The 16,867-nt window shown below is 68.9% G+C and carries 15 protein-coding genes; 10 read left to right on the forward strand and 5 right to left on the reverse strand.

The window, feature by feature from the left end; translation table 11 throughout:
* Positions 1–109 precede the first annotated feature (109 nt).
* The 3 genes from ACPCXD_RS01245 to fahA are packed head-to-tail and all read left to right on the forward strand — an operon-like array spanning position 110 to position 3,371.
* Positions 110–1,312 carry a homogentisate 1,2-dioxygenase gene (locus ACPCXD_RS01245; protein WP_016692511.1) on the forward strand — a complete coding sequence of 401 codons (1,203 nt, stop codon included), beginning with the start codon at positions 110–112 and terminating at the stop codon, positions 1,310–1,312.
* On the forward strand, positions 1,309–2,190 hold the full coding sequence (locus ACPCXD_RS01250) for a hypothetical protein (protein ID WP_423657989.1): 882 nt from the start codon (positions 1,309–1,311) through the stop codon (positions 2,188–2,190). Before ACPCXD_RS01245 ends, ACPCXD_RS01250 begins: the two co-directional genes overlap by 4 nt.
* Positions 2,187–3,371: a fumarylacetoacetase gene (gene fahA, locus ACPCXD_RS01255; protein WP_159417326.1), complete on the forward strand. Its 1,185-nt coding sequence runs from the start codon at positions 2,187–2,189 to the stop codon at positions 3,369–3,371. Before ACPCXD_RS01250 ends, fahA begins: the two co-directional genes overlap by 4 nt.
* Before the next feature lie 100 nt (positions 3,372–3,471).
* Here fahA and ACPCXD_RS01260 read toward each other — a convergent pair whose 3' ends face one another.
* From ACPCXD_RS01260 to ACPCXD_RS01270, 3 genes are all read right to left on the reverse strand, one after another.
* Positions 3,472–3,690, reverse strand: coding sequence for a helix-turn-helix domain-containing protein (locus ACPCXD_RS01260; RefSeq protein WP_064256486.1), 219 nt, complete (start codon positions 3,688–3,690; stop codon positions 3,472–3,474).
* Positions 3,690–4,364 (reverse strand): hypothetical protein, encoded by a 675-nt coding sequence (locus ACPCXD_RS01265; protein ID WP_423657992.1) that lies wholly within the window; start codon positions 4,362–4,364, stop codon positions 3,690–3,692. Before ACPCXD_RS01265 ends, ACPCXD_RS01260 begins: the two co-directional genes overlap by 1 nt.
* A gap of 123 nt (positions 4,365–4,487) precedes the next feature.
* Positions 4,488–5,225 (reverse strand): IclR family transcriptional regulator, encoded by a 738-nt coding sequence (locus ACPCXD_RS01270; RefSeq protein ID WP_106201641.1) that lies wholly within the window; start codon positions 5,223–5,225, stop codon positions 4,488–4,490.
* A gap of 138 nt (positions 5,226–5,363) precedes the next feature.
* Here ACPCXD_RS01270 and ACPCXD_RS01275 point away from each other — a divergent pair, with 138 nt between their 5' ends.
* A complete protein-coding gene (locus tag ACPCXD_RS01275) occupies positions 5,364–6,794 on the forward strand; it encodes an acyl-CoA synthetase (RefSeq protein ID WP_423657994.1) in 1,431 nt (476 codons plus the stop codon).
* A 6-nt stretch (positions 6,795–6,800) separates the two neighbouring features.
* Here ACPCXD_RS01275 and ACPCXD_RS01280 read toward each other — a convergent pair whose 3' ends face one another.
* Complete coding sequence (locus tag ACPCXD_RS01280) at positions 6,801–7,529, reverse strand: MOSC domain-containing protein (RefSeq protein ID WP_423657996.1); 729 nt, start codon at positions 7,527–7,529, stop codon at positions 6,801–6,803.
* A 107-nt stretch (positions 7,530–7,636) separates the two neighbouring features.
* Between ACPCXD_RS01280 and ACPCXD_RS01285 the strand changes: the two genes are divergently transcribed.
* Together ACPCXD_RS01285 and ACPCXD_RS01290 are read left to right on the forward strand one after the other, a co-directional pair.
* Positions 7,637–8,608: an LLM class F420-dependent oxidoreductase gene (locus ACPCXD_RS01285; protein ID WP_423657998.1), complete on the forward strand. Its 972-nt coding sequence runs from the start codon at positions 7,637–7,639 to the stop codon at positions 8,606–8,608.
* 133 nt (positions 8,609–8,741) lie between these two features.
* Positions 8,742–9,644 (forward strand): alpha/beta fold hydrolase, encoded by a 903-nt coding sequence (locus ACPCXD_RS01290; RefSeq protein WP_423658000.1) that lies wholly within the window; start codon positions 8,742–8,744, stop codon positions 9,642–9,644.
* On the opposite strand, the gene ACPCXD_RS01295 is transcribed toward ACPCXD_RS01290, so the two are convergent.
* Positions 9,614–10,789 carry an MFS transporter gene (locus tag ACPCXD_RS01295; RefSeq protein WP_106201115.1) on the reverse strand — a complete coding sequence of 392 codons (1,176 nt, stop codon included), beginning with the start codon at positions 10,787–10,789 and terminating at the stop codon, positions 9,614–9,616. The two genes, ACPCXD_RS01290 and ACPCXD_RS01295, sit on opposite strands and share 31 nt — an antisense overlap.
* Positions 10,790–10,930: 141 nt before the next feature.
* Between ACPCXD_RS01295 and ACPCXD_RS01300 the strand changes: the two genes are divergently transcribed.
* From ACPCXD_RS01300 to ACPCXD_RS01315, 4 genes are all read left to right on the forward strand, one after another.
* Positions 10,931–12,328, forward strand: a complete 1,398-nt coding sequence (locus tag ACPCXD_RS01300; RefSeq protein ID WP_085470108.1) for an amidase — start codon at positions 10,931–10,933, stop codon at positions 12,326–12,328.
* A gap of 21 nt (positions 12,329–12,349) precedes the next feature.
* Positions 12,350–13,453: an XdhC family protein gene (locus tag ACPCXD_RS01305; protein WP_160874505.1), complete on the forward strand. Its 1,104-nt coding sequence runs from the start codon at positions 12,350–12,352 to the stop codon at positions 13,451–13,453.
* A gap of 54 nt (positions 13,454–13,507) precedes the next feature.
* A complete protein-coding gene (locus tag ACPCXD_RS01310) occupies positions 13,508–15,211 on the forward strand; it encodes a helix-turn-helix domain-containing protein (RefSeq protein ID WP_174479636.1) in 1,704 nt (567 codons plus the stop codon).
* A gap of 177 nt (positions 15,212–15,388) precedes the next feature.
* Positions 15,389–16,837, forward strand: a complete 1,449-nt coding sequence (locus ACPCXD_RS01315) for a uracil-xanthine permease family protein (RefSeq protein WP_423658003.1) — start codon at positions 15,389–15,391, stop codon at positions 16,835–16,837.
* Positions 16,838–16,867 lie beyond the last annotated feature (30 nt).

Consider the following 16,867-nt stretch of genomic DNA (forward strand, 5'->3'; position numbering starts at 1 on the left):
CTCGTGACCTCCCTGTGGTTGCGCTCACGCCCTCCGGTTAGTTAACGTATTTACTAATTCCAGGCGAGCGACCTTCCCCGCACGCCCGAGATCCGCGAGGAGTCAGATCATGGCGTTCTACCGACAGCTCGGCGTCATCCCGCCGAAGCGTCACACCCAGCACCGTGACGAGAACGGCAACCTGTACTACGAAGAGCTCATGGGCGAGGAGGGCTTCTCGTCCGACTCGGCGCTGCTCTACCACCGGTACATCCCGTCGGCGATCGTCGACGCGACCGAGTGGAAGCTGCCCGATCAGACCACCACGCCCAACCACCCGCTCAAGCCGCGGCACCTGAAGCTGCACGATCTGTTCCCCGAGACGATCTGGGCCGAGACGGACGTCGTGACCGGTCGTCGTCTGGTCCTGGGTAACGCCGACGTGCGCATCTCGTACGTCGTGTCGTCCAAGCCCTCGCCGCTGTACCGCAACGTCGTCGGCGACGAGATGGTCTACGTCGAGTCCGGTGAGGCCACCGTCGAGACGGTCTTCGGTCCGCTCGAGGCGAAGGCCGGCGACTACGTCCTGCTGCCGATGGCCACCACCCACCGCTGGGTGCCCAAGGGCGACGCACCGCTGCGCGCCTACACGATCGAGGCCAACAGCCACATCGTGCCGCCGAAGCGCTACCTGTCGAAGTTCGGGCAGTTCCTCGAGCACGCGCCGTTCTGCGAGCGCGACCTGCACGGCCCGACCGAACTGATGCAGGTCGAGGAGGAGAACGTCGAGGTGCTCGTCAAGCACCGCACCTCGCACGGCGTCGTCGGCACCCGCTACCTGATGCCGCACCACCCCTTCGACGTGGTCGGCTGGGACGGCTGCCTGTACCCGTACACCTTCTCGATCCACGACTACGAGCCCATCACCGGCCGTGTCCACCAGCCGCCGCCGGCGCACCAGGCGTTCGAGGGCAACAACTTCGTCATCTGCAACTTCGTGCCCCGCAAGGTGGACTACCACCCGCTGGCCGTGCCGGTGCCGTACTACCACTCGAACGTCGACTCCGACGAGGTCATGTTCTACTGCGGCGGCGACTACGAGGCCCGCAAGGGATCGGGTATCGGCCAGGGTTCGATCTCGGTGCACCCCGGTGGTCACGCGCACGGCCCGCAGCCCGGTGCCTACGAGCGCAGCATCGGTGTGGAGTTCTTCGACGAGCTCGCCGTCATGGTCGACACCTTCCGCCCCCTCGAACTCGGTGAGGGTGCGCTCGCGTGCGAGGACGCCGCCTACGCCGGCAGCTGGAACCGCAATGCAGGAGCAGCCAAGTGACTTTCGGACCTCTTTTGACCGGACTGTGCGACGACGCGGCGCTGTTCCCTCCGGGCAACGCCCCGCTGCCCGTCGCCGTCCCCGCCCACGCCGGGCACCGCTCGTCCGCGCACGCACCGCTCGTCGGAGCGTTCGTCTTCCCGGCGGGTCGCCTCGGTGAACTCGCAGACCACCTCGCGCAGCACCCGTATCCCGGTGAGCTGGCCCTGAGCCTGACCGCACCGACCGGCACCGCCGCCGTCCGGCCTGCCCTGGAGCAGGTCGACGCGATGGACTCGGTGTCCGTGGTGGCACTCGAGATCGCGGTCCCCGCAGAGCAATCCGTCGACGAGCTGTTCGCAGCGCTCGCCGAGATCTCCGCGGACCTCCCGGATGTCGATATCTTCGTGGAGGTTCCGCGCGACGAGCGTCGCGCCGAGATCCTCGCCCGCATGGTCGGCACGCCCTACGCGGCCAAGTTCCGCACCGGCGGCGTCGTCGCCGAGGCTTATCCCGACGAAGCCGAACTCGCCGCGGCGGTCGGCACGGTCGTCACCACGGGTGTTCCGTTCAAGGCAACCGCCGGTCTGCACCATGCGGTGCGCAACACCGACCCGAAGACGGGCTTCGAGCAGCACGGGTTCGTGAACCTGCTGGCCGCGGTGGACGCGGTGCTGTCCGGAGCAGACACCGACGAGGTCGCTTCCGTGCTCGCCGAACGCGACGAGGCAGTGCTCTCCGCCCGCCTCGGCGCCCTGTCCGACGACCGGGCCGCAGAGGTCCGGCGCCGTTTCCTGTCGTACGGCACCTGCAGCATCGCCGAACCGCTCGAGGATCTGCTCGGCCTCGGTCTGGTGCCCTCGACCGTTTCCCCGATCACCGAAGGAACGAACGCATGACCACCATCGCCATTCCGGAGGGCTCGCTCTTCGGTCTCGACAACCTGCCGTACGGCATCTTCTCCACGGCCGACAGCGAACCCCGCGTCGGTGTCCGCGTCGGAGATTCGGTCCTCGACCTGAGCCGTGTGTTCGAGGACGACGTCGTCTTCGCCGAGCCGTCACTCAACGCGTTCATGGCCCAGGGCCGCGCCCGGTGGGACGAAGTCCGCGCTGCGATCAAGGAACTCGTCGCCGGTGATGTCGCCGACGAGGCCGTCTTCGCCGTCACCGACGTGACGATGCACCTGCCGATCGAGGTGGCCGACTACGTCGACTTCTATGCGTCGGAGAACCACGCGTCGAACCTCGGCCGGTTGTTCCGCCCGCAGAACCCCGACCCGCTGATGCCGAACTGGAAGCACCTGCCCGTCGGCTACCACGGCCGGTCGAGCACCGTCGTGACCTCGGGCGTCGACATCGTGCGGCCGTGCGGGCAGCGCAAGGGCCCCAACGATCCTGCGCCGGTCTTCGGTCCGTCGATCCGCCTCGACATCGAGGCCGAGATGGGCTTCATCGTCGGTGTCGGCTCCCCGATGGGTTCGCAGATCACCCCCGACGAGTTCGCCGACCACTGCTTCGGTGCCGTCATTCTCAACGACTGGTCGGCTCGCGACATCCAGGCGTGGGAGTACGTGCCGCTGGGCCCGAATCTCGGCAAGTCCTTCGCGACGTCGATCTCGCCGTGGGTCGTTCCGCTCGCCGCGCTCGAGGCGGCCCGCATCGACACCCCGGTGCAGGACCCGGAACCGCTGCCGTACCTGAAGGGCACCGAGAAGTGGGGCCTGGACATCGATCTCGAGGTCGAGTGGAACGGGCACGTCGTGTCGCGTCCGCCGTACGCGCAGATGTACTGGTCGCCGGCGCAGATGCTCGCCCACACCTCGGTCAACGGTGCCGCGACCCGCACCGGTGATCTGTTCGGCTCCGGCACCATCTCGGGCCCGGAGAAGGACCAGCGCGGTGCATTCATCGAACTCACCTGGGGCGGAGCAGAACCCGTGCAGGTCGGCGACGAGACCCGCACTTTCATCGAGGACGGCGACGAGATCGCCATCACGGCCACCGCCCCCGGCCCGAACGGGACCCGCATCGGCTTCGGTGAGGTCCGCACCCGCATTCTTCCCGCGATCGGGGAATAGAGGAAACAGGTCCGTGCGTCAGCCGGAGCGCCACCGGCCGGACCGATCGGCGATGCCCGGAACCCACGAGGTTCCGGGCATCGCCGTTTTCCAGGGTCGGTCAGTCGACCGAAAGAATGTCGCCCACAGAGCAATCCAGTACGCGGCACAGGGCGGTGAGGGTCGAGAAGCGGATCGCGCGGGCGCGTCCGTTCTTGAGTACAGACAGGTTCACCACGCTGACGCCGACCTTGTCGGCCAATTCGGTGAGGGTCATGCCCCGATCGGCCAGCAGCTCGTCGAGATGACACCGGACAGCATGCTCGGTTTCCGGAGGCATCAGACGAGTCCTTCGTTGTCGCGCGCCATGCGGCTCCCGATCCGCAGCACCACACCCACGGCCGAGATCACCATGCAGAAGACGTAGGCGTACCAGAACTCCGGCCCGAGGGGCGCGTTCGAGAGGACCTCGTTCATGTCCACGTCCCGGATCAGCATGTTGGTACCCAGGGTGCGGGGGATCGTGGGGACGAAGATGGTCGCGATCGCCACGATCGAGGTGATCCACACGAGCCGGATGACACCCCGGTCGAACAACCGGCCCCGAGCGAATCGCACGACGATCCAGCTCAGCAGGGCCAGGGCTGCGAGATAGCCGAGGGTCTGCAACGCTTCCCCGGCGCGGAGGAAGCCGACGCTGACGGGTGAGAGGGCGTCGGTCGGAACGTCGATCACCGTCGTCGAGGCGGTCTGCAGGTCGACGCCGTTGGGGGTGGACAGCACCGGCGCCGCTGCCGCGTCGTCGAACCGGACCCGCGCGGTCACGATGCCGTCGCCGAGCGAGCGCACGAGGTCGCGGACGTAGGTGAAGAGCACGATCAACGAGGTCAGCGCGAAGACCGTGAGGGACGCCCACAGGTCGGTGCGGTCCTTCTTCGACGTCTCGGTGGGGGAGAGCGTGTCGGGTTCGGCGCCCGGGCCCTGGGGGCGGTCGGTGTCGTGGGTGGAATTCATGGTCGTCTCCGAACTCGCCGGACGGCGGACTTATCGATTGTCGATACCATCGATAATCGTTATACCTATCGACAAGCGATATGTCCAGAGGCGGCAGGCTCCGCCGGTGCCGCTCGGAGCGGATCAGGGCAGGCGACGCTCGATCACGTCTCGCGCTGCCAGCGCCTTCGCGCCGTAGTCGGGGAAGAGGTCGGGCGTCAGCCGCGAGGCCGGACCCGAGATGCTGAAGCAGCCACGCACGGCGCCACCGCGCCCGCGCAGCGCGACGGCGACGGCGGCGATGCCGTCGTGCAGCCCTTGCTCGGTCACGGCGTACCCGCGGGCGCGGATCTCGGCGATCTCCTCGCGCAGCGCCGCCGGGTCGGTGACGGTGTGCTCGGTCAGCGAAGGAAGCTCGGTCGCGAGGAAGTCCTCGATCCGCGCGTCGGGCAGCGACGCGAGATAGGCCTTACCGGTGGACGCGGCGTGCAGGGGCAGGCGCGTGCCGAGCGCAAGGAAGGCGCGCAGTTGATGGGCGCTGTCGAGTCGCTCGATCAGGACCAGTTCGTTCCCGTCCGGCACGGCGAGATGGATCGTCTCACCTGTCTCCGCCTGCAGGCGGTTCAGTTCGGGAAGTGCGACCTCGCGCAGGTCGTCGCCGGACGACATCGCACTGCCCAGGCTGAACGCGCGGCCGGTGATGACCCACTGCCCGGCGTTCGCTGTCGAGGGGCGCAGCCAGCCGGCTTCGGCGAGGGTCCTGAGGCACCGCTGCACGGTGCTCTTGGGGACGTCGAGGCGCTTGCTCAACTCCGAGAGCCCGACCGGTTGCGTGGTCGCGACCTCCTCGAACACGCGGAGTGCGGTGAGAACGCTGTTCATCGGAACCTTTCGCGCGTCGTTGACGGCAGGCGTCACGGGTTATAGGTTGAGTCGGACCGCATCGTAGCACGGCGGTCCACAATGTGGACCAGGCGCTGCGCGACACCGTCCGGCAGGACGTCGAGAAGGGACCCACCGATGACCACCACAACGCCCGTGCCGTTGCTGACCTCGCTCACCGAGTCCGGGGCAGGTGACGACCGCAGCGCCGTCCGCGTCGGAGACGTCTCGCTCACCCGATCCGAACTGATCGCGGCCGCCGCCGCGGTGGCCGACGAGGTCGCCGGTTCCTCGCGGGTCGCCATCGACGCCACCGCGAGCATCGAGACGGTGATCGCCACGACCGGATGCCTCATGGCCGGTGTGGCCGCCGTGCCGGTGCCGCCGGATTCCGGCCCGGCCGAACGCGCGCACATCCTGAAGGACTCGGGTGCACAAGTGTGGCTCGGCACCGCCCCCGAGGACGTCACCCTGCCCGCGATCCCGGTCGACGCGAACGCGCGCTCGTCGTCCTCGCACGCCGAGGCGGACCCGGGCAGCGCCGCGATGATCATGTACACCTCGGGAACCACCGGTGCCCCCAAGGGAGTCGTGCTCTCCCGATCTGCCGTGGCGGCCGGTCTCGACGGCCTCGCCGAAGCGTGGAACTGGACGTCCGACGACACTCTCGTCCACGGGCTTCCGCTGTTCCACGTCCACGGACTCATCCTCGGCGTCGTCGGCGCGCTCCGGCAGGGCTCGCCGCTCGTGCACACCGTGCGGCCCAAGCCCGAAGCCTATGCGGCAGCAGGCGGTTCGCTGTACTTCGGTGTTCCCACCGTGTGGTCGCGGGTCGTCGCCGACGAATCCTCCGCTCGCGCACTGTCGTCCGCGCGCCTCCTCGTGTCGGGCAGTGCACCCCTGCCCGTGCCGGTCTTCGAGCGCATGCTCGCCCTCACCGGCTCCGCGCCGATCGAGCGGTACGGGATGAGCGAAACGATCATCACGATCAGCACCCGCCATGACGGTGAGCGCCGGCCCGGCTGGGTGGGACTGCCGATCACCGGGGTCTCCACCCGCCTGCGCGACCAGGCCGGCAACCTCGTGGCACACGACGGCGAAACCCTCGGCCAGCTCGAGGTTTCCGGCGCCACCCTGTTCGACGGCTACCTGAACAATCCCGAGAAGACCGCCGAGTCGATGACCGAGGACGGCTGGTTCAAGACCGGCGACATCGCCGTGATCGACGATCAGGGCTTCCACCGCATCGTCGGCCGCGAATCGGTCGACATGATCAAGTCCGGTGGTTACCGGATCGGCGCCGGCGAGGTGGAGCATGCGCTGCTGAACCATCCCGGCGTGCAGGAGGCCGCGGTGGTGGGTGTGCCGGACGACGATCTCGGACAGCGGATCGTCGCCTACGTCGTCGGGGATCTCCGTGATCCGAGCGAACTCTCGGATTTCGTCGCGCAGACCCTCTCGATCCACAAGCGTCCCCGCGAGATCCGTACCGTCGACGCACTTCCGCGCAACGCCATGGGCAAGGTGCAGAAGAAGGTTCTCGTCGAGGACCACCTCGCCGGGAAGTGACCCGGTCTACCCGATCCCGACCTCGTCGCCGACGGTGATGTCGCCGGGAGTCGTGACGGTCGCGTAGACACCGATGCACGGCATCGGCTTGCCCTCCGGCACATTGGGCACCTGATGCGTGGTCATCACCTCACGCAGCATGTCGCGCCGCGCGGGAACCTCCTGATGGGGGAGCGTCACCATGACGCACCGCGCGGTGCGCTTGTGCGGTTCGAGGACCACCGAGCCCACCGACACCCGCCGGCCGATCCACTCGTCCTCCACGAAACCGGTCGTGTCCGGAGTGTCGACGACCAGCTGCGGCCGAAACCGACGCAATGCCACATCGGTCGGGTCGCCGGTGCCGAGCGCCTCCACCGCGGAACGGGAGACGAGATGCAGCGGCGCCTCGTCGTAGGTGCGGTCGCGCGGTTCGAGCCGCACGTCGTGACCGACCAGCTTCGACAGCAGGTCGTCGACCTCGGGATCGTCGCCGCGCACCACCGTGCCGTCGGCCAGCGTCAGTTCGAGTGCCGCCGGGTCGCGGGGATCGTCGTCGCTCAGAAGTCGCGCCGAGCAGGTCAACAGCAACCCGTAGCGGCGGAAACGCTTCGCACTCGCGATGTTTCCGGATTCGGCGTCGACCAGCGCCCACAGATGATCGCCGCGCACACCGTCCGCTTCGATCGCTGCGGCGTCGATCCGTTCACCCCCGAACGACTTCACCGGATAACGCCACAACTGATCGATACGCACGACTCGCGAGCATACGGGGACCGGAGCGACCGCGGGGCGGGGCCGATCGGTCGGGTCGAAACACGCCCGGGTATGACCTGAACCACAGTGTGGCTAGGGTGACGGTCATGACGGAGAACACGACACGACGATGGGGCCTGACCGTCCCGCTCGACGGCATCCCCCTGGCCGACCAGCGACGCATCATCGAAGAGCTCCCCGACCTCGGGTACACGGACGTGTGGTCGTCCGAGGCCGGCGCCGCCGATGCGTTCACCCCGCTGACGCTCGCGAGCGTGTGGGCGCCCAGCCTGCGCCTGGGTACCGCGATCGTCCCCGTCTACACCCGCGGCCCCGCGACGCTGGCCATGTCGGCCGCGAGCCTCGCCGCCGCCGCACCCGGCCGCTTCGTGCTCGGGGTGGGCACCTCCTCCGACGTCATCGTGGAGAAGTGGAACGGCATCCCCTTCGAGGAACCGTTCAAGCGTGCCCGCGACACCCTGCGGTTCCTGCGGGCTGCCCTGTCGGGGGAGAAGGTCTCCGAGAAGTACGACACCTTCGCCGTGGACGGCTTCCGGGCCGGCGTCGTACCCGACCAGACGCCGCCGGTGCTGCTGGCGGCGCTGCGGCCGGGCATGCTGCGTCTGGCCGGACGTGAGGCCGACGGGGCCATCATCAACTGGCTGTCCGCCGACGACGTCCGCACCGTGGCGCCCTACGTCCACGAGGGCGGTGAGAACAAGGAGATCGTCGCGCGGATCTTCGTGCTCCCCGGCTTCGACACCGAGACCGCCCGCGCCATCGGCCGACGCATGATCGCCGCCTACATGAACGTCCCCGTCTACCGGGCCTTCCACGAATTCCTCGGCCGTTCGGACGATTTCGCCGGCATGTGGAAGGCATGGGCGGAAGGCGACCGCAAGGCCGCCCTCGAAGCGATCCCGGACCACGTGGTGGACGCCCTCGTGATCCACGGCGAACCGGAGGCGTGCCGCGAGCATGTGGAGCGCTACGTCGAGGCGGGCGTTACCACCCCGGCCATCGCTCTGGTGCCCTCGGGCGATCCCGCGCCGATGATCCGGGCGCTCGCTCCGCGCTGACCGCCGGACGTCACGATTCGATGTCGGTGGTTAACGGCACCCGAGGGTGACGCGACAACTCCTGCAGATGCGCTGTGCAGGAGGCGAGATGGCCGAGCCGACGTCGAACACGGACCCGAACACGATCGCTCGTGTGACCGTGGTTGCCGACGACGGAGTGCCGTTGGCCGCCACGGTCACCGGACCGAGGGATGCGGATCTGACCCTCGTGTGCCTGCACGGGCACTGCCAGGACGCCACGAGCTGGGATGCCGTCTGCGGGTCGGTGGACCTGCCCGGTCTGCGAATCGTCCGCTACGACCAGCGCGGACACGGTCGTTCCGGGACCGGCGACGCCACCGCGTGCACGGTCTCCGGGATGTCCGACGACCTCGACGCAGTGCTCCGGACCCTCGCGCCGGACGGACCGGTGGTGCTGGCGGGCTATTCGATGGGCGGCATGGTCGCACTGTCCTACGCCCGTCGTCGCCCCGACGCAGTCGGCGACCGCATCGTGGGTGTCGGTCTGATCGCCACCGCCGCATCGGGACTCGCGGACGGCGGTATCGGGCGCTATCTGCGTCATCCGGCGGCGTCCATCGTGCACCGGGCGGTGTCGCGTGCACCGCGCGTCATGGAGTTGTCGAAGCGCGCCGGGGGCCGTGTGTGCATCGTCGCCGCCCGCAGACGCACGGAGGAATCGTGGCTGCGGGTGGTCGGATCGGCGCTGTCGAACGAGACCTCCGTCGTCACCTGGTCGCGGCTGCTGGCCGACTTCGCGGTGCTCGACGAGTCCGCCGCCCTCGACGTGCTCGCGAGAGTGCCGGTGGTCGTCGCGGCGGGCACGGAGGACGTCTTCGTACCCCTGTCGTTGTCGGAGGCGATGGCGGCGCGACTGCCGCACGCGAACCTGGTGCGGTTCGCCGGTGCCGGCCACCGTGTGCTCGCCGACCGTCCCGAGGAGGTCGCCCGGGCGCTGTCGGATCTGCTGAGGCAGGTTCGCACCCAGGGCTCCACTGCTCTTGCTCAGTGCGAATCGACGAGGGTCGCTTCCTGATCGGCGAGCAACTTCCGGGGGACGAGCGCGAGCACGAGCAGCGCCGCGGCGACCGCGAAGCACGCGACGAACCCGACGTGGGGTGCGGCGAGCGAGATGACGAAGGGCACCGCGAAGCCCAGATAGATCAGGCAGTAGAAGACGGCGACGGTCTGCGCGAGCTCCTCGGGAGGAGCGATGTGCTCGACGGTGACGAGACCCGAGACGAGCAGCATGCCGTAACCCCCGCCGAGGAGGACGGCGGTGACGAGGACGGCGAGCACCGATACCGGGCCGTCGACGAGCACCGCGACGGCGGCCGACACGAAGCCCAGCACACCGAGGCCCACCCCGGTCCACACGCCGCGATCCTCGCCGTGCCGGGTGATGCGCCGGGCCACGGGCTGGATCAACGCACCGGTGAGCAGGGTCAGGGCGGCGACCACGCCGGTGAACGCGACGGCCACGCTGTCCACGCGATCCGACACGATGGGTGGCATCGTGGCGAACGAGACGGTCGCGCATCCGAAGACCCACGGGGCCCACGGCACGACACCCCACCGGAAACGCGGGGACGACAGGGTGGACAGGCGCCACGAGCCCTGCACGGTGCGGGGCCGGTGCGCGTCGGGGACGGCCCACACCAGCACCACCGCGACCACCATCAGAGCGATGTGCACGAGATAGGGCAGACGGTCGGGGGCGGGCAGCCACTGCGCGATGAGACCGGCGAACAGGGCACCGCTGCCGAATCCCGCAGACAACGAGACGGCGGCCCGGCGCGCTCCCACACCCGGACCTTCGCTCAGCTCCTTCATCCAGGCGGTGCCGGCTCCGAACGCCATGCCGGACGCCAATCCGGCGAGCACCCGGCCGAGATACAGCAGCGCGGGGACGTCGGCGCCCAGCAACAGGACGATCGACGACACGATGCTCACCGGGATCATCGCCCGGATCACCGGACGACGGCCGATCCGATCGGCCACGCGCCCGAAGTAGAGCAGCGCGGGGATCAACCCGACGATGTAGGAGCCGAGCATGGCGGTGAACGAGTCGCTGCCGAGTCCCAGGTGGTCGCGGTAGACGAGCTGCATCGGAGCGAACTGATTGGCGCCCCAGCTCACCGCGAACACGGCGAACGCAAGACGAGCCCAGGACGGAATCATTCCCCGATCCTCTCAGGCCCGCTCCGGCGGGAAAGTATCAACTCTTCACACCGCGGCGACCGGCTTCCTGTGGAGTGTGGACGTAGGAGAGGCCCGGAGCCGGCCATAGCGTTCTCGTCGAACGCAGACCGAGGAGGGCCAGTGGCGGTAGAAGGTCGATCCCCGACGCTCGACACCGAGCGCACCGGAACGTGGACCGGCGCCGACGCGCGGTCGATCGCCGCCGTGGTCCGCAACCGCGAGGTCACCGCCCGTCGGGTCGTCGAGGACCACCTCGCCCTGATCGCCGAGCAGAACCCGTGCCTCAACGCGATCGTCACCGTCGCGGCGGACAGCGCCCTCGCCGAGGCCGACGCCCTCGACCACCGCCTCGACCGGGGCGAGGCGGCCGGTCCGCTCGCCGGGGTGCCGTTCACCGTCAAGGACCTCATCGCCACCGCAGGCGTGCGCACGACCGCAGCTTCACGCGCACTGGCCGACAACGTCCCCGTCGTCGACGCGCCGGCCGTCGCCGCGATGAAGGCGGCCGGTGCGATCCTCGTCGGCAAGACCAACACGCCCGAATTCGGGACGTCCGGGCTCACCGACAACGAGATGTTCGGACCGGCCGTGAACCCGCTCGGCAGCCCCGAGTCGCCGCGTTCACCCGGGGGCTCCAGCGGCGGCGAAGCCGCGTCCATCGCGTCGGGCATGAGCGTCCTCGGGCTCGGCACCGACTTCGGCGGCTCGGTGCGCTGGCCCGCGCACTGCACCGGGCTGTGCTCCATCCGCCCCACCGTCGGCCGGGTGTCCGCGGACGGCCAGTACCCCGGGGTGCTCGTCGGCGGCCACGTACGGGCCGACCCGACGACGGTGCACGGCGCGCTGCAGACCGTCGGGCCCATGACACGGAACCTCGACGACCTCGTCCTCGCCCTGCGCGTTATCTCCGAACCGCACGTCGCGTGGACCGACCCGGCGACCGTCGACGTCGACGCGCTGACGATCACCTGGGCGCCCGGAGAGGGCACCGTGCCTGTCGACGACGAGATCGTGGACGTCGTCCGGGAGAGCGCGCGGCGCCTCGGTGCCCGTGAATACCGCGGGTCGGCTCTGGTCGAGGGGAACGAGTTGTTCGGGCGATTGCGGGCCACCCAGACCCACGCCGACATCGATGCGCTGGCGAGCCCCGACCGGTTCGGTGCTGTCATCCGCGACCTGCTGGCCACGGCCGGTCGCTCCGAGCATCGTGAGGTGGAGCGCCTCTGGGCGTGGCGCACCGCGCTGGTCCATCGGCTGCTCGACGAGATGGGCGACGTGCTGGTGCTGCCGGTCGCGTCCATCGGTGCGCCTCCGCTCGGGCTCGACCGTTTCGGTGTCGGCGACCGGCTGCTCACCTGGCAGGAGGCGCTGGCGAGCTGCCGCACGATCAGTGTCACCGGCTTCCCGTCCGTCGTCGTCCCCGTCGGGCGGACGAGCGACGGCATGCCCATCGGCGTGCAGATCGTCGCGCGCCCCTTCCACGACCACGTCGCGCTGGCCGTCGCCGCGCGTCTGTGACACGACTGCAAGGAGGTCGCCGTGCGGGACATTCTCGACGAGCTGTCGCGATGGTTCGACGACGGTGAGACGTTCGCGCTGGCGACCGTCGTGCGCACCTGGAAGTCGTCGCCGCGCGAACCCGGTGCCGCGATGGCCGTCTCGCAGTCGGGTGAAGTGGTGGGCAGCGTGTCGGGAGGGTGCATCGAAGGCGCCCTGTACGACATCGCGGGTGACGTGCTCGCCGACGGGAACGCCCGCACCGAGGTCTTCCGTGTCACCGACGACGACGCCTTCGGCGTGGGCCTGACCTGCGGCGGCACCATCGAGGTCTTCGTGCAGCGGGTCGATGCCGCCACCTACCCCGAGTTCACCGAGGTGGCACGGCGGATCGGGGCAGGAGAGCCGGTCGCCGTCGTCACTGACCGCGAGTCCGCCGGCCATCGTGTGGTCACCCTCGACGGGGACGACGGCACCGATCCCGAAGCCGAGGTGCGCCTGCGCCTGTCCTACGGCGATTCGGAGGTCTACGTCGACGAGGTGCGCGGGCAGATCGTGGAGATCTTCGCGCCGCGACCGCGGATGTACGTCTTCGGCGCCATCGACTTCGCGTCCGCTCTCTGCACGCTGGGGAAGTTCGCCGGTTATCGCGTGACGGTGATCGACGCCCGGCCCGTCTTCGCCACGCCCGCCCGGTTCCCCGACGCCGACGAGATCGTGGTGGCGTGGCCGCACGTCTTCCTCGAGTCGGCGCCGATCGACCCCACCACCGTCGTCGCGGTCCTCACCCACGACGAGAAGTTCGACATCCCGTTGCTCGAACGTGCTCTCCGCTGCGAGGCCGGATACATCGGGGCGATGGGCAGCCGCTCCACGCACGAGCGCCGGGTCGCCCTGTTGCGCGAGGCCGGGCTGTCGGCCGACGAACTGGGACGCCTGCACTCGCCGATCGGACTCGACCTCGGTGCGCGGACCCCGGAGGAGACGGCCGTGTCGATCCTCGCCGAGATCCTCGTGAGCACGCGCGGCGCCACCGGGCGCAGTCTCGCGACACTGCGCGGACCCATCCACCGGGTCCCGGCGGGACGTGCTGCCCGACCTGCGGATTGTCCGCCTGCGATTGACGGTGTTGCCGCAGCCCTCTAATGTCACGTGTCTCCCATGCGGGGGTGAACGACTGGCAGGTGGACGGGTATTGCTGTGACGGTGCGCAAGGCTGAGAATCCGGGGCCCAGCGCAGCCGAACCGGGACGCAGCGCAGCCGAACCGGAGGACAGCGCAGCGGTCGTGTTCGAACCCTGCCCGCTCGCAGACGTCGTCTCCTCGGGTCTCCTCGTCACGCCGACGGTGCTCGCCGGCGACGTCTCCACGGCGCGGCCCGTCACCGCGGTCGCGGTGATGATGCTCCCGGAGATCGGTCCCTGGCTGCGTTCGGGACTGCTGCTCGTCACCTCCACCACCGTGCTCGCGCGACTCGCCGTGCCGATCGCCGATTTCCTGGCGCGGCTGGACCGGAGCGAGGTATCGGCACTCGTGGTCCGGCTCGACACCGGACATCCGCTGCCGCAGGGTCTCACGAACGACGTTCCCCTCCCGGTGTTGACGACGCCGGAGGAGGTCGTCGCGGATCACCGTCTCGCGTGGGGTCTCAGCGACATGGCCGCCGCTCAGGTGGAAGCGGTCTTCGAGGCGGACCACCTCCGTCGCGGGCTGCTCGAGATCGTCATGGCGGGCGGTGGGCACAGGGCGCTGGCCGAAGGCATCTCGCGCCGGCTCGGCGGGGCGGTCCTCATCACCACCCCCGACGGGCGCCAGACGTACAGGGCCGGAAAGGAATCCGATTTCGCCTGGCTCTCCTCGACGGCAGCGGTCGATCCGACGGGCCGGGTGCGGACCGACTCGATCGAGGGCGGACTCGGCCTGCACCGCTTCGGCGACGAGTACGTGGCCATCGCCGCGATCTCCGCCAACGGGATCGACCACGGTCGGCTCGTATTCTTCTGTCCTGCACGTGATCTCTCCGCGCCGGACCTGTATCTCGTGGAGCAGGCGGCGACGGTGTGCGCGCTCGTCGTCAGTCGCGAACTCGCGGTGTCCGCGGTCGAGGAGAAGCACCGGGCCAACTTCGTCCGAGACCTGTTGCGCGGCCGTGCCGGTGAACCCGAACAGGTGATCGTGCACGCCCAGATGTTCGGCTGGAATCTCGACCGCCCGGTGGTGGTGGTCGCCGTCGAACCCGATCGCGTGGACGACGATTCCTCGGCGGCGCCGGCGCGACTTCCCGTGGTGGAACGGCAGGCCCGCGCGTTCGCAGGTGCGCTGGCCGGCCGCGATTCCGGGGCGTCCGTCACGGCCCTGGCGACCGAGACCGTCGTGCTCATGGGGGAGGGCAGCGACACGATGGCCCTCGTGCGTGAACTCGTCGCCCAGGTGCGCGGGGCCGGTGGGGGAGGGCGTCGTCCGTTCGGTGTGGGGGTCTCGCGTGCGTCGTCGTCCACCGACGACCTGCCGACGCTCTACGCGCAGGCGCGCACGGCACTCGAAGTGGGACGCAGGATCTCCGGTCCGTGGGCGGTCACCCATTTCGACGATCTGGGTGTGTACCGGTTGCTGAGCCTCGTCGAGGACGCCGAGGAACTCGAGTCGTTCGCGCGCGAGACGCTCAAGGAGCTGACCGACGGCACGGCCGAGGCGCAGGACATGTGCCGTACCCTCGAGGTGCTCCTCGCCACCAACATCAACATCGCAGAAGCCGCGCGCCAGTTACATTTTCATTACAACACTCTGCGCTATCGTGTGGCGAAACTCGAAAAGATCCTCGGTCCCTTCACCGAGCAGCCCGAACTGCGGTTGGATCTTTCGCTCGCGCTCAAGATCATCGCGATGCGCGGGATCGATTCCTGACGATCAACCACCGATCTTGCCAATTTCGGAGGGCCGCTCCTGGCAGATTCCTCCCACGCCGGGCCTCAGCTGCTCCGTTAGCGTTTGCGGCTACCGAAGTACACGTGTGATCGGCAACACAGGCGTAACAATCCACGTGAACTCTATCGGCACCCACACTCTGCTGAAAGGTCCGATATGCCCATCTGGACAGTGCACGGAGACGGCAAGAACATAGAACCGGGTCAGGTCGTGGCGCCGATGGAGCGCCTGAGTTGGGGCCGCACGATCGGCCTGGGCGGCCAGCACGTGGTGTCGATGTTCGGCGCCACCTTCGTCTTCCCGATCATCATGGGTCTCAACCCGCAACTCGCAGTGATGCTCTCGGGCTTCTGCACCCTCTTCTTCCTCGCCGTCGTGAAGGGCCGGATCCCCAGCTACCTGGGGACCTCCGCGGCCTTCGTCGGCGGCATCGCCGCGATCTACGCCCAGGGCGGTTCGCCCTCCGAGGTCACCGGCGCGATCATGGTCTCCGGGCTCGTGCTCGCCGCGATCGGTGTGGTGATCCACTTCCTCGGCGGTTCGCTGGTGTTCAAGATCCTGCCGCCGGTCGTCACCGGCGCGGTGGTCATGCTCATCGGCTTCAACCTGGCGCCGGTCGTGGCCGGCACCTACTGGCCGCAGGACCAGTGGGTCGCGCTGACGGTGATGATCGCGCTGATCGTGGGTAGCGTCGTGCTGCGCGGCTTCCTCGGCCGTGTCGCCATCTTCCTGGCACTGCTGTTCGGTTACGTACTGTCCTGGGTTCTCGATCGCATCAGCGGACCGATCACCTCCTACGACGCCGGTGCGGACGCTGTCACCGAACACTTCCGCGTGAACTGGGACGGCGTTGTCTCCGCTCCGTGGTTCGGCCTGCCGCCGTTCACGGACGAGGCGGCCGGTGTCGTCGGCATCCATGCCCCGTCGTTCAGCCTCACCTTCATCGTGCTCGTACTGCCCGGTGTCATCGCCCTGATCGCGGAGAACGCCGGACACGTCAAGGCGGTCGCCGAGATCACCAAGACCGACCTCGATCCGATGATGGGACGCGCGTTGGCCGGTGACGGTCTCGCCACGGCCCTCGCCACGAGCGTCGGCGGCTCCCCGACGACGACCTACGCGGAGAACATCGGCGTCATGGCCGCGACCCGCGTGTACTCGACGGCCGCCTATGCCTCGGCCGGTGTCATCGCGATGCTCCTCGGTTTCTCCCCGAAGTTCGGCGCGGTCATCTCCGCGACTCCGGGCGGCGTGCTCGGCGGCATCACCGTGGTCCTCTACGGCATCATCGGCCTGCTCGGCGCCAAGATCTGGAAGGAGAACGGCGTCGACTTCGGCGACCCGCGCAACCTCATGCCCGTCGCTGCCGGTCTGATCATCGCGATCGGCGACACCAGCCTCCAGTTCACCGACACGTTCTCGCTGAGCGGTATCGCGCTGGGCACCATCGTCGTGATCGGTCTCTATCACCTGTGCCGGGTCATCGCGCCCAAGGACATCGCCCCCGAGGATCCCGATACCCCCTCCGAACAGGGAGAACCGGTCAGGACGGAGCCCGATCCGGACGGCGAGAGCGGCGCCGGGAGGGTGAAGGAGTTCGCGTGACCTCTATTACATCTGACATTGTCGACCGGT

It is taken from the genome of Rhodococcus sp. AB351 (genome assembly GCF_049538275.1).
Taxonomy (GTDB): Bacteria; Actinomycetota; Actinomycetes; order Mycobacteriales; family Mycobacteriaceae; genus Rhodococcus.

Coding starts and splice junctions, on each gene's coding strand:
- ACPCXD_RS01270 (WP_106201641.1), bottom strand. CDS start 5,225: ATGAACAGCGTTCTCACCGCACTCCGCGTGTTCGAGGAGGTCGCGACC.
- ACPCXD_RS01260 (WP_064256486.1), bottom strand. CDS start 3,690: ATGCCTCCGGAAACCGAGCATGCTGTCCGGTGTCATCTCGACGAGCTG.
- ACPCXD_RS01265 (WP_423657992.1), bottom strand. CDS start 4,364: ATGAATTCCACCCACGACACCGACCGCCCCCAGGGCCCGGGCGCCGAA.
- ACPCXD_RS01275 (WP_423657994.1), top strand. CDS start 5,364: ATGACCACCACAACGCCCGTGCCGTTGCTGACCTCGCTCACCGAGTCC.
- ACPCXD_RS01315 (WP_423658003.1), top strand. CDS start 15,389: ATGCCCATCTGGACAGTGCACGGAGACGGCAAGAACATAGAACCGGGT.
- ACPCXD_RS01285 (WP_423657998.1), top strand. CDS start 7,637: ATGACGGAGAACACGACACGACGATGGGGCCTGACCGTCCCGCTCGAC.
- ACPCXD_RS01245 (WP_016692511.1), top strand. CDS start 110: ATGGCGTTCTACCGACAGCTCGGCGTCATCCCGCCGAAGCGTCACACC.
- fahA (WP_159417326.1), top strand. CDS start 2,187: ATGACCACCATCGCCATTCCGGAGGGCTCGCTCTTCGGTCTCGACAAC.
- ACPCXD_RS01295 (WP_106201115.1), bottom strand. CDS start 10,789: ATGATTCCGTCCTGGGCTCGTCTTGCGTTCGCCGTGTTCGCGGTGAGC.